Consider the following 12,254-nt stretch of genomic DNA (forward strand, 5'->3'; position numbering starts at 1 on the left):
ATGGGTCGCTTTTCTTCAGGTTTTATCCAACGACCCCCGCGCTGGCGAGGACGGCCAGAGTGAGCACCTCCGGTGCGATGGCGGTCATGGGCGCGATCTGGACGGGCTTTTCCATGCCGATCAGCATCGGGCCGATGGTGGCATTGCCGGCCAGTTCGCGCAGCAGCTTGGCACTGAGGTTCGCCGATTGCAGGCCCGGCATGATCAGCACGTTCGCCGGACCCGAAAGCCTGCTGAAGGGATAGAGCTTCATGACCTTGGGGTTGAGCGCGGCATCTGGCGCCATCTCGCCCTCGTACTCGAAATTCGGTTGCTGCTTGTCGAGGATGGCCACCGCCTCACGGATGTTGCCGAGCCATTGGCCACTGGGATTGCCGAAGGTGGAATAGCTGAGGAAGGCGACGCGCGGTTCGTGGCCCATGCGGCGGGCGACCGCCGCGGTCTCGCAGGCGATATGCGCGAGGTCTTCGGCGCTGGGCCGTTCATTGATGGTGGTATCGGCCAGGAAGGTCGTGTGGTTTTTGCCGATGAGCAGATGGATGCCGAACGGCAGGCCACCCGGCTTTTCGTCGAGGACGCGGCCCACCTCGCGCACGGTTTGCGCGAAGGTACGGGTCAGGCCTGAAATCATCCCCTCGCCATGGCCCAGCGCCACCAGCAGTGCGGCGAACACGTTGCGTTCCTGATTGACCATGCGCTGCACGTCGCGCTCGGTATAGCCGCGCCGTTGCAGCCGCTTGTAGAGGAACTCCACCATTTCCGGCACCTTGTCGGACACGAGCGAGTTCTCGATGATCCAGCTGCTCGGATCATCGACCGCGAGTTCCTCCAGCTTCTCCAGCACCTTCTCGGTGCGGCCCACGAGGATCGGTTCTCCATAGCCGAAATCGCGGTACTGGATGGCGGCGCGCAGTGCGACCTCCTCCTCCGCCTCGGCGAAAACCATCCGCTTGGGATTGGCTCGGGCAAGCTCGTAAATGTTGGTGAGCGCTGCCGTCGTGGGATTGAGGCGCGCCTTCAGCGAATTGCGATATTCCACGAAATCCTCGATCGGGGCCTGCGCCACCCCCGAATCCATTGCCGCCTTGGCCACGGCACTGGATACCACTTCCATCAGGCGCGGATCGAAGGGCGCCGGGATGATGTAGTCGGTTCCGAACTGGTGGTTGACGCCATAGGCAGCGGCGACCTCTTCGGGAACGCGATCGCGCGCCAGCTGGGCAATGGCATTGGCGGCGGCGATCTTCATCTCCTCGTTGATGTCGGTCGCCCGCACGTCGAGCGCGCCGCGGAAGATGAAGGGGAAACCCAGGACGTTGTTGACCTGGTTGGGGAAATCGCTGCGCCCCGTGGCCACGATCGCATCGGGGCGGACGGCCTTGGCGTCGTCGGGCATGATTTCCGGCACGGGATTGGCCATGGCGAAGATGATCGGCTGTTTCGCCATCTTCTTGACCCACTCAGGCTTGAGCGCGCCGGCGGCACTCAGACCAAGGAAGATGTCCGCTCCTTCCAGCGCCTCTTCCAGGCTGCGTGCCTCGGTCGGCACGGCATGTGCGCTCTTCCACTGGTCCACATCTTCGCGGCCCGGATAGATCGGACCGGAGCGGTCGCATACGATCACGTTCTCGTGGGGCATGCCCATCGCCTTGACCAGCGCGGTGCAGGCCAGCGCCGCGGCACCGGCGCCGTTCACCACCATCTTGCAATCGCGCAGTTGGCGGCCGGTCAGGTGGCAGGCGTTGATCAAGCCGGCGGCGGAAATAATCGCCGTTCCGTGCTGATCATCGTGCATGATGGGAATGTTCATGCGTTCGCGCAGGGCCGCCTCGATGATGAAGCACTCAGGCGCGGCGATATCTTCCAGATTGATCCCCCCGAAAGTGGGCTCCATCAAGGACACGGCGTCTACGAACCTGTCGGGATCTTCGGTAGCGAGTTCGATATCGATCGCGTCCACGTCGGCGAAGCGCTTGAAAAGCACCGCCTTGCCTTCCATCACCGGCTTGGATGCCAGCGCGCCGAGATTGCCGAGCCCCAGGATGGCGGTCCCGTTCGAGATGACGGCAACCAGATTCCCGCGCGCGGTATAGCGCGCCGCGTCGGCCGGATTGTCGGCGATCGCCTGGACCGGAGCGGCGACACCGGGCGAATAGGCGAGGGAGAGGTCGCGCTGCGTGGCCATGGGCTTGGACGCGATGATCTCGATTTTACCCGGCCGGATTGTCTCGTGATAAAAAAGCGCCTCGCGCTCCGTAAAAGCGGGTTTCTTCTCGTCGGCCATTTTTGCCCCTGTCTCCTGATCGCGGGTTGCCCTAACCCAAAGCGCTTGACGGCAACAGGGGAAAGCGCGCGCCAAAGCATATCGAATCGGATCGTCCGGCGTTAGTCCACGCAAGGACGATGGCGGCAGCAGCTTCCCCCATGATCGAGCAATATCTGGCGCTGAAAGCGCAGGCCGAAGGCTGCCTGCTTTTTTATCGCATGGGTGACTTTTTCGAGCTGTTCTTCGACGATGCGAGGCTGGCCGCAAACACGCTCGACATCGCGCTCACCAGTCGCGGCGAGCATGATGGGGCGCCGATCCCCATGTGCGGCGTGCCGGTTCATTCCTCGGAGAGCTATCTCGCGCGATTGATCCGGGCGGGCCACCGGGTTGCGATCGCAGAGCAGGTCGAAACGCCGGAAGAAGCAAGGAAGCGGGGCGGATCGAAGGCGCTGGTGGCGCGCGACATCGTACGCTTCGTGACTGCCGGTACGCTGACCGAAGAGTCGCTGCTCGATCCGCGCAGTTCCAATGTCCTGGTTGCCCTCGCTCCCATGCGAGAGGCGATAGGCATCGCGGCCTGCGATATCTCGACGGGCCGGGTCGAGCTGGAGGAGTGTGCGCCGGCCGGTCTCGCCGCAGTCCTCGCGCGTGTCGGCGCCAGCGAAGTGATTGCACCCGAAGATTGGACGGGCGGCCCCGATGGCACCATCGCAAGACCCCGCGGCGATTTTCGCAGCGAAACGGGCGACGCAAGGCTCAAGACACTGCACCGGCTCGCCACGCTGGACGGGCTGGGCCATTTTACCCGGCCCATGCTCGCTGGGGCAGCGGGATTGATCGGATATCTGGAGCATGTCGGCCGCGGGAGCCTGCCGCTCCTACTGCCCCCCAGCGCACGAACCGGCGAACAACGTCTCGCCATGGACGCGGCGACGCGGGCAAGTCTCGAGATCACGGAAGCGCAGGGCGGCGGGCGCGCGGGGAGCCTTGCGGCCGCGATCGACCGATGTTCGACAGGGGCCGGTTCGCGCCTGCTTTCCGAAGACCTCTCGGCGCCGCTTACGGTGCGCTCCGAGATCGAGGCGAGGCTGGCGGCGGTCGCCTTCTTCCATCGCGATCCGATCCTGCGCAACGATGTCCGCGCGATGTTGCGGCAATGCCCCGACATCGCGCGCGCGCTCGGTCGCCTGGTCGCAGGGCGCGGATCGCCCCGCGATCTCGGCCAGATCCGCGATGGGCTGGCACAGGCTTGCCGGGTCCGGGACCTCCTGCGGGAAGTCCCCGAAGCGCCGGCGCTCCTCCTGAAGCTGATCGACATGCTGGGGGGGCATTCCGCGCATATCGACCACCTCGCCGGAGCCCTGGTGCCCAGTCCTCCGACCGAGCGCAGCCAGGGCGGTTTCATTGCCGCGGGTTACGACCATGGGCTCGATGCCTTGCGGGAGACCAGCGGAAACGCGCGCCGCGCGATCGCGGCGCTCGAGGCGAAATATCGCGACGAGACCGACACCGCTTCGCTCAAGATCAAGCACAACAAGGTGCTGGGCTATTTCATCGAGGTGCCCGCGCGTCATGCCGACAAGCTGATGGCGGCAGACAGCGGTTTCACCCATCGCCAGACCATGGCCGGGGCAGTGCGGTTCAACTCGCTGGGTCTTCACGAGGAAGCCAGCCGCATTGCCGAGGCGGGCGTTCACGCGCTGGCGGCTGAGGAAACGCATTTCGAGACGCTGGTCGGCGAAGTCTTCGACCGGCGCGAGGCCATCGCCGCTACCGCGCAGGCGCTGGCCCGGCTCGACGTGACCGCGGCCTTGGCCGAGCGCGCCGCGGAGGGCGACTGGTGCCGACCCGAAATAGACGACCACCCCTGTTTCGAGGTGGTCGGGGGGCGCCATCCGGTTGTCGAGGCCGCCCTGGCGAGATCGGGCGAGCGGTTCGTCGCGAACGACTGCACACTCGGGCCGGGCGACCGACTGTGGCTGATCGGCGGCCCTAACATGGGTGGCAAATCCACGTTCCTGCGCCAGAACGCGCTGATCATGCTGATGGCGCAGGCGGGGGGCTTCGTGCCTGCCAGGTCCGCCCGGCTGGGTATCGCGGATCGGCTGTTCAGCCGTGTCGGCGCCAGCGATAACCTTGCCAGGGGGCGGTCCACCTTCATGGTGGAGATGGTGGAGACAGCGGCCATCTTGTCGCAGGCGACCGCCAACAGCTTCGTCATTCTCGACGAGGTCGGCCGAGGCACCTCGACCTACGACGGGATGGCGCTCGCCTGGGCAGTGGTGGAGGCCGTACATGAAATGGGTGCGCGATGCCTGTTCGCGACCCATTACCACGAGCTGGCGAGGCTGGCCGAAAGCTGCGAGGCGCTGAGCCTGCACCATGTGAGGGCCAAGGAGTGGAAGGGCGACCTGATCCTGCTGCACGAGCTTGCGCGCGGCGCGGCGGATCGCAGCTATGGACTTGCCGTGGCGAGGCTGGCCGGGCTTCCGCCGATCGTCCTCAAACGGGCCAAGGCCATTCTGGACCGGCTGGAGAAAGGGCGTGCGGAAACGGGCGGGCTTGCGGCAGGGCTGGGCGAGCTCCCGCTGTTTGCCGCCAGCATGCAGGCGCAGGAGGAGAATCGGGACGCCCTGAGGGAGCAGCTCGCCAGTCTCGATATCGATGCACTGAGCCCGCGCGAGGCACTCGATATGCTTTATTCCCTCAAGAAATTGTCGTCGGATTGATCCGCAACCCGCGCTCCTTACGCCTAAAGGTATAGAGCGGGAGTTTTCTGCGACCCGACCCGCTCACAAAACTGGGCAGATAGCGTCGTCTAACCTTCCGGCGGCGCAATATGCCCCCGGTGTCCGGCGGGCCGTTGGCTGGCCGGACACTCTTTTGTTTTACCGCATCCGGTTGCTTTCCGAAGCCCTCCCGGCAATGCTGGGGGATGGCACAGGACGATCCACCCGAAGACTCGAACAAGAGCACCGAATGGGCCGAGTTTCGCACCGATCTGGCCGAGGATCGTAACATCATGGCGCTGGAACGCACCTTCGCGGGATGGATGCGCACGGCTTTCGCGGCGATAGGGATCGGGCTTGGGTTCAAGGCGGTGTTCGGCGCTTTTGACCCGCCATGGCTGGCCAAGGCGATTGCTACCCTCTTCATCCTGTCCGGCGGATGGCTGGCGGTCACCGCCGAGCGGCGCGCCTGCCATACGCTGCAACAGTTGAAGGCCCACAAGTTCGAAGCGATCTCTACCCCGAACTTTCGCACGGTGGCTTATTCGGTCGCCGTGGGTTCGGCCATCCTGGTTGCGGGTTTGTGGCTCCTCAACGACGGGACCCTCAACGCAGGCGTCTGATCAGCTGCCGTCGGAGGGCAAATCGGGGTCGACCTTATTGGCCTCGCCATACTTGTCCTCGTTGTCGTCCAGATTGTCCTCGCCGCGATAGGCGCCCATGTCGATCCGGCCCGAACTTTCCATGTCGCGCATATGGTCGACGATGTCCTGCGTGCTGTCGTTCATCAGCCCGGAAGAGTTGTCGCCCTTCACGCTCTCGGTCGGGCTCCCGGTTTTTGGTGTGAGTTGCCGGGCTTCCTCGGCCACTTCCTGCGCCTGGCTGCGGTGATCGTCCTGCTCGTCGTTATGCGTTTCAGGGGCGAGACCCGCCTGGCGCATCTCCTGGCTTTCGGGCTTCTTGGTGCTGTCCGTCATCGGGTAATCTCCTTTACCCGTTCAACGTCAGCGTGTGGGCACCGGTTCCTCGCCCGAATAGTCGTAGAAGCCGCGGCCCGTCTTTCGGCCCAGCCATCCCGCTTCGACATATTTCACCAGCAGAGGGGCGGGGCGGTACTTGCTGTCCCGCGTGGTCTTGTACAGCACCTTGATAATATCGAGACAGGTGTCGAGGCCGACGAAATCGGCCAGTTGCAACGGCCCCATGGGGTGGTTGAGGCCCAAGCGGCAACCCTTGTCGATATCCTCGATCCCGGCGGTGGACTGGCCCAGCACGAACACCGCCTCGTTGATCATGGGCAGCAGGATCCGGTTCACCACGAAGCCGGGTTCGTCCTGGCTCAGCACCACTTCCTTGCCCAGGCTTTCGGCAAAGGCGATCGTGCGGTCGGTGGTGCTCTTGGCGGTGGCGAGGCCGGGGATCACTTCGATCAGCTTCATGACCGGGACCGGATTGAAGAAGTGCAGGCCTATGAAACGCTCGGGATCGGGCGAGTAATTGGCCATGCGGGTGATGGGGATCGAACTGGTGTTGGATGCCATGATGGCGCCCTGCGACAGCACCTTGCCGGCCTTCTCAAAGATCGCTTTCTTGACCTCCTCGCGCTCGGTCGCCGCCTCGATGATGAGATCGGCTTCCGTCATCGGCTCGTAGTCGGCGATTGCGGCGATGCGGGAAAGCGTCGCCTCGGCTTCGGCGATCTCCATCTTTCCACGGCCCACCGCCTTGCCCAGCGCAACATCAATGCCCGCGCGTGCGTTCTCCGCGGTTGCGAGATCGACATCGGCCAGCATCACCTGATGCCCATGCGCCGCCACGCTTTGCGCAATGCCCGATCCCATCTGTCCCGCGCCGATGACTGCCACCTTACCGATCATTACCCTGTCCTTCGCGCTTGCAGCAAAGGGGGCGGGTTAGCGGCGGGCGGGCGGCTTGGCTAGAGGCGGGGAAATCCATCGAAGTCGAAAGGAGGTTTGCGCCTGCGCTCGCGCGCCCACCCTTCCTGAGTCGTTAAGCCGAAAGATGCCAACGCGTTTCCGCAAGAACGGTGGTGCCCCAAGCGGGAGTTCAGGAGGAAAACCCGACTGGCAATCTGCATGGGGCAGCTAAATTCTCACGCGTTATGTCTTGTTTCTGCGCCCCAAGTCCCGGATCGTGCTTCAGCGATTGCCGCCCGGAGTCCATGCGATGTCGTCCGCGCCGATTTCGTTGCAATGGCGGGCCAGGACGAAAAGGTAATCCGAAAGTCGGTTGATATAGGCGAGCGCGGCGGGGTTCACCGGATCGGTGTCCGCAAGCGCTGCCATCGCCCTTTCAGCACGGCGCACGGAGGCGCGGGCCATGTGCAGCCGGGCCGAGGGGTCGCTGCCGCCGGGCAGGATGAAACTGGTCAGCGGTTCGAGGGCCGCGTTGCAATCGTCTATCGCTTCTTCCAGCCGCGTCACCTGCGCGGGCACGATGCGCAATACCATTTCGGACGGTTCGAAATCGCTGCCGCCGACATCGCCCAGCGGCGTTGCCAGATCGGCGCCGAGGTCGAACAGATCGTTCTGGATACGGCGCAGAAGGCGTTTGGGCTGGCTCGCCATCTCCCGGATGGCGAAACCGATCGCGCAATTGGCCTCGTCCACCGCACCGATCGCCTCGAACCGGGCGGAATGCTTGTGCTGCCGCGATCCGTCGACGAGGCCGCTGGTCCCGTCGTCGCCCGTGCGGGTGTAAATCTTGTTGAGCTTGACCATGGGTCGATCCCGTCAGCGGGTGGCGAGCAATAGCACCACGACCACCACGACCGCCAGCGCCTGATACTTGATGCGCGCCATCATCATCTTGTTCTGCGCCAACTGCATCTCGGTCGCGGTATGACCTTCGCCGCTCTGAAGATCGATCTTGGTGGTTTTGAGAAATGCCACCACGCCGCGGATCAAGGACAGCAGGGTAAGCCCCATGAGGACGAGCAGGATGATGATTAGAACTGTGGTCATGATGCCCTCAATCTAGGCATTTGCCAGCGTAATGCCAGCAGGAAAGCGGTTTTCACGCAAGGCGTCGGCCAATGACCGGCCATCTTCCCCGCCCCGCCGCCGGTCGGCAAGCGACGGCGATCCCTTGCGCTTGGCGAGTTTTCCGTCGCGGTCGAACAGCAGCGCATGGTGATGCCAACGCGGCACCGGCAGACCGAGAACGCCCTGAAGCAGCCGGTGGATATGGCTGGCGGCGAACAGATCCATGCCGCGCGTCACCAGAGTGACGCCATCGGCCGCATCGTCCAGCGTCGCGGCCAGATGATAGCTGGCCGGCGCATCCTTGCGAACCAGCACGACATCGCCGAATTCTCGCGGGTCGGCTTGTTGTGCGCCCCGGATCGCGTCGTCCCACATCGCCTCTCCCGCGCGCTCCATGGCGGTTTCCACATCCAGTCGCAGCGCGAAGGGAAGGTCCGGGTTCAGACTGCGGCCCCGGCACGTACCGGGATAGATCAGGCCTTCGGGACCGAGCCGCGGGGCCATCGCCTCGACATGCGCGCGGGTGCAGGTGCAGGGATAGAGCAGACCTTCGCTCAGCAGCTGGTTCGCAGCTTCGCGATAGCTGTCCAGCCGGCTCGATTGCGCCGGCACCTCGTCCCATTCAAGGCCCAGCCACTCCAGATCCCGGCGGAATTCGTCGGCGAGTTCGGGGCGGGATCGGGGGCCGTCGATGTCCTCGATCCGCAGCAGGAAACGGCCCTGTGCGTCCCGTGCCAGGTCGTGCGCGGTGATGGCGGAGTAGGCGTGGCCCAGATGCAGCGGCCCGTTGGGCGATGGTGCGAACCGCGTGACCACCATGTTTGCCAAACCATCCCACTCGCTGCCTCGCCTTCGGATCTCAAGGCTAGATGGGGAACCACGCTGGCGGCAAGCGCAAAGAGTCGCGCCACTCGCGTAGCCGGCTTGAGCAATTTTTCCCGGCGCGCGGGAAAAGCCTGTGGAAATGATGTTCGTAACGCTCTTGACGCAAAAGGGCGCAAATGGTCCCTTCCATCGACAGGCCCGAGGGCCGCAAGGGGAGGCAGAACAGTGTTCAGGGCCGATCTGATCGAACGTGCGGCGCGGTTCCGCAGTGCGGACGAAGATCCGACACGCAATCTTTCGTCCTGCCCGGCGCTTGTGCTGAACGCCGATTACACGCCGCTTTCCTATTATCCGCTCAGCCTGTGGCCATGGCAGACCGCGATCAAGGCCATCTTCCTGGAGCGGGTGGATGTGGTGGCGAGCTACGACCGGGAAGTCCATTCGCCCAGCCTCGACATGCAGATCCCTAGCGTGATCGCGCTGAGACAGTATGTGAAGCCGAGCGAGTTTCCCGCCTTCACCCGCTTCAACCTGTTCCTGCGGGACCGGTTTGCGTGCCAATATTGCGGCAGCCCGGATCACCTGACCTTCGATCACGTGGTGCCGCGCCGGTTGGGCGGCAAGACGACGTGGGAGAACATCGCCACCGCCTGCGCACCCTGCAACATGAAGAAAGGCGGGCGCACGCCCAAGCAGGCTGGCATGGCGCTGCAATACGAACCGATCCGGCCCACCAGCTGGCAATTGCACCAGCACGGCAAGATGTTTCCGCCCGGCTATCTCCACGAAACCTGGCGCGACTGGCTGTACTGGGACATCGAACTGGAAGAGTGAGCCTGTGGGGCCTTTTGGGCCCCACTCAGGCAATTAGAGCCGCACCATCCGCATACCCTGTTCGCCGTAACGGTTGCCCTGCGCGGCGCCCGGGGGCACGGCAGCGGCAAGTTCGGCGAGATCCTGATCCGACAGGTCGAGATCGGCGGCGGCGACCGAATCGCTCATGGTGGCGATGCGCTTGACGCCGGGGATGGGCGCCACATGGTCCTCCTGCGCGATCAGCCAGGCGAGTGCGACCTGTGCCGCGCTGACAGCGTTGCGCTTTGCCACGCCCTCAATAACCTTCACGATCTTGCGGTTGGCGTCGAAATTCTCTTCCGACCAACGGGGATCGTTGTGGCGCCAGTCGTTTTCGGGAAGATCGCTACGGGATTTGAAATCGCCGGTCAGGAATCCGCGGCCGAGCGGGCTGTAGGGCACGAAGCCGATGCCGAGCTCCTTGCAGAGGGGCAGTATCTCTTCCTCAACCCCGCGCTCCCACAACGAATACTCGCTCTGCAGCGCGGTGATCGGGTGAGTGGCGGCGGCGCGGCGGATCGTTTCAGGCCCCGCTTCGGACAGGCCGATATGGCGGATCTTGCCTTCGGAAATTAGCTCGGCCAGCGTGCCGACGACGTCCTCGATCGGCACGCGGGTATCGACGCGGTGCTGATAGAATAGATCGATGGTGTCGATGCCCAGCCGTTTCAGCGATCCCTCGCAGGCGCGGCGGATGTTCTCCGGGCTGCTGTCGGTTCCGGTGATCTGATTCCCATCGAAGCGGAAGCCGAACTTCGTGGCGATGACCAGACCATCGCGCTTGCCCTCGATCGCGCGACCGACCAGTTCTTCGTTCTGGAAAGGCCCGTAGATTTCGGCCGTGTCGAAGAACGTCACGCCCTTGTCGATCGCGGCGTGGATCGTCTCGATCGCATCGTCCGCATTGGCGCCTTCGCCATAAACGATATTGCCGCCCGACACCATCGGCATGCAGCCGATCCCGATGGCGGACACCTTCAGTCCCTGACCAAGCTCACTATAGCGCATTGCTTTCTCCCGTTGCCGACCGTCTTTCCAACCCCTCGCGCGCCCCGACCGGGATGTCCAGCGCTTGAGAACCGCCCAAGCACTGACCCTGATAATTAATAAGGCATGTTAAGTTGGCGTTTGCGATTCTATATCTTATCTATATAGATAAAGCACCTGAGGGAGGGTTCTTTATGATTCGCAATATTCTTGTCGGTGCTGCGGCGCTATGTGCTGCTTCGGCGGCCCATGCAGCAACTGTTACGGTTAACGACGTCTCCGGCCTGCCGTCGGCCACGCAATGGGGGACACTGCCCACGGAAAATACTGGTGGCGGGACTGCCGCCGTCACGACCACCGCTGCGCGAAGCGGCAACGGCTCGCTTGAGATAACAGGCGATCGTACGCGCACACAGCTCGGCATACAGTATGTGCCTTTCAATACCGATCTTGGTGCACTGGCTGATGTCACCAGCCTGACCTTCGACTGGATGATCGCGCCCGGCTCGACCAATCCATACAATGTCGATTACACCCCGGCGCTGCGCCTGCTGATCCTCGACGGTGGTTCTCGCAAGGAACTGATCTGGGAAGGCGCGTACAACGGCGTCTACGGCCCGCAGACTAATCCTGGCGTGTGGTACTCGTCGGCAGCGGCGGACAAGTTCTATATCACGGGCGGGAACGTGAATCAGGGTCAGACGATCGCGCAGTGGGCTGCGCAACTCTCGGGCGCGCGGGTCAGCGCTATCTCGGTGGGTGTCGGCAGCGGCACCACGACGGGTTACCACGCCTTTGCAGACAATGTGACTCTCGCCACTACCGGCGGCAGCACGACCTGGAACTTCGAGGCTATCGGCGGGGTGCCAGAGCCTTCGACTTGGGCGATGCTGATCCTGGGCTTCGGAACGATCGGCGGGGCAATGCGCCGACGGGACAAGAGCAGCCGCCTCGTTTTCTCCGCCTGATTACGGGTACTTGGTGGAAATCGGCTGGCGCTCAAGGATCGCCAGCCGGTTCCGCTCAGGTCACTGCTGAGCGCGCCCGATATTCCTCGCGCTGCCATTCGCCCGATGCCAGCACTTCGGACACATGGCGCGCGGCTTCGGCCATGTCCTCGAAACGAAGATAGGCCGGCGCGAAGCCGAGGCGCAGGATGTCGGGATCGCGGAAATCGCCGATTACGCCGCGCGCGATGAGAGCCTGGCTGATCGCGTAGGCTTCGGGGTGGCGGAAACTGAGCTGGCTGCCGCGCAGGGCAGGGTCGGCGGGGCTGGCGAGCGGCAGATCGACGCCCCGCGCCGCCAGGCAGCGCAGGAAGAATTCCGAAAGCCGCTGCGACTTGGCGTAGAGCCGATCCACGCCGATCCGTGCGATGATGTCCACGCCCACCTCCAGCGCCGCCATGCCGAGCACCGGCGGTGTGCCGCAGAGCAGCCGGTCCACGCCGGGGGCGGGCGCGTAGTCGTCGGAAAAGGCGAAGGGTTCGGAGTGACCAAACCAGCCGGTAAGCGGTTGCCGAAGCGCGGCGTGACGCCGCTCTGCAACGAAGGCGACAGCGGGCGCGCCGGGGCCCCCGCACAG

At 64.0% G+C, this 12,254-nt stretch carries 11 protein-coding genes and 1 pseudogene; 4 read left to right on the forward strand and 8 right to left on the reverse strand.

Going from position 1 to position 12,254, the window contains the following annotated elements:
• Positions 1 to 22: 22 nt before the first annotated feature.
• Positions 23 to 2,284, reverse strand: coding sequence for an NADP-dependent malic enzyme (locus ACFDTG_RS05910; protein WP_375290089.1), 2,262 nt, complete (start codon positions 2,282 to 2,284; stop codon positions 23 to 25).
• A gap of 119 nt (positions 2,285 to 2,403) precedes the next feature.
• Between ACFDTG_RS05910 and mutS the strand changes: the two genes are divergently transcribed.
• Both mutS and ACFDTG_RS05920 read left to right on the forward strand, forming a co-directional pair.
• Complete coding sequence (gene mutS, locus ACFDTG_RS05915) at positions 2,404 to 4,998, forward strand: DNA mismatch repair protein MutS (protein WP_375290090.1); 2,595 nt, start codon at positions 2,404 to 2,406, stop codon at positions 4,996 to 4,998.
• Positions 4,999 to 5,204: 206 nt separating this feature from the next.
• Positions 5,205 to 5,621 carry a YidH family protein gene (locus ACFDTG_RS05920; RefSeq protein WP_375290091.1) on the forward strand — a complete coding sequence of 139 codons (417 nt, stop codon included), beginning with the start codon at positions 5,205 to 5,207 and terminating at the stop codon, positions 5,619 to 5,621.
• Here ACFDTG_RS05920 and ACFDTG_RS05925 read toward each other — a convergent pair whose 3' ends face one another.
• The 5 genes from ACFDTG_RS05925 to gluQRS all read right to left on the reverse strand — a co-directional run bounded on the left by ACFDTG_RS05925 (position 5,622) and on the right by gluQRS (position 8,822).
• Positions 5,622 to 5,975 carry a hypothetical protein gene (locus ACFDTG_RS05925; protein WP_375290092.1) on the reverse strand — a complete coding sequence of 118 codons (354 nt, stop codon included), beginning with the start codon at positions 5,973 to 5,975 and terminating at the stop codon, positions 5,622 to 5,624.
• A 27-nt stretch (positions 5,976 to 6,002) separates the two neighbouring features.
• Entirely contained in the window at positions 6,003 to 6,875 is an 873-nt protein-coding gene (locus tag ACFDTG_RS05930; RefSeq protein WP_375290093.1) for a 3-hydroxyacyl-CoA dehydrogenase NAD-binding domain-containing protein, read from the reverse strand.
• 282 nt (positions 6,876 to 7,157) lie between these two features.
• Positions 7,158 to 7,739 (reverse strand): cob(I)yrinic acid a,c-diamide adenosyltransferase, encoded by a 582-nt coding sequence (locus ACFDTG_RS05935; RefSeq protein WP_375290094.1) that lies wholly within the window; start codon positions 7,737 to 7,739, stop codon positions 7,158 to 7,160.
• 12 nt (positions 7,740 to 7,751) lie between these two features.
• Positions 7,752 to 7,982: a hypothetical protein gene (locus ACFDTG_RS05940; RefSeq protein WP_375290095.1), complete on the reverse strand. Its 231-nt coding sequence runs from the start codon at positions 7,980 to 7,982 to the stop codon at positions 7,752 to 7,754.
• Between the two features lie 12 nt (positions 7,983 to 7,994).
• Positions 7,995 to 8,822 carry a tRNA glutamyl-Q(34) synthetase GluQRS gene (gluQRS, locus tag ACFDTG_RS05945; protein ID WP_375290102.1) on the reverse strand — a complete coding sequence of 276 codons (828 nt, stop codon included), beginning with the start codon at positions 8,820 to 8,822 and terminating at the stop codon, positions 7,995 to 7,997.
• A 231-nt stretch (positions 8,823 to 9,053) separates the two neighbouring features.
• On the opposite strand from gluQRS, the gene ACFDTG_RS05950 reads away from it, so the two are divergent.
• A complete protein-coding gene (locus tag ACFDTG_RS05950; protein WP_375290096.1) occupies positions 9,054 to 9,662 on the forward strand; it encodes an HNH endonuclease in 609 nt (202 codons plus the stop codon).
• A 33-nt stretch (positions 9,663 to 9,695) separates the two neighbouring features.
• Here ACFDTG_RS05950 and ACFDTG_RS05955 read toward each other — a convergent pair whose 3' ends face one another.
• A complete protein-coding gene (locus ACFDTG_RS05955; protein ID WP_375290097.1) occupies positions 9,696 to 10,691 on the reverse strand; it encodes an aldo/keto reductase in 996 nt (331 codons plus the stop codon).
• A 173-nt stretch (positions 10,692 to 10,864) separates the two neighbouring features.
• Here ACFDTG_RS05955 and ACFDTG_RS05960 point away from each other — a divergent pair, with 173 nt between their 5' ends.
• Positions 10,865 to 11,638, forward strand: coding sequence for a PEPxxWA-CTERM sorting domain-containing protein (locus ACFDTG_RS05960; RefSeq protein ID WP_375290098.1), 774 nt, complete (start codon positions 10,865 to 10,867; stop codon positions 11,636 to 11,638).
• Positions 11,639 to 11,693: 55 nt separating this feature from the next.
• Here the strand turns inward: ACFDTG_RS05960 and ACFDTG_RS05965 are convergent.
• Positions 11,694 to 12,254: pseudogene (locus tag ACFDTG_RS05965) on the reverse strand (kynureninase); the annotation flags it as partial.

This window comes from Qipengyuania sp. (genome assembly GCF_042095715.1).
Classification (GTDB): domain Bacteria; phylum Pseudomonadota; class Alphaproteobacteria; order Sphingomonadales; family Sphingomonadaceae; genus Qipengyuania.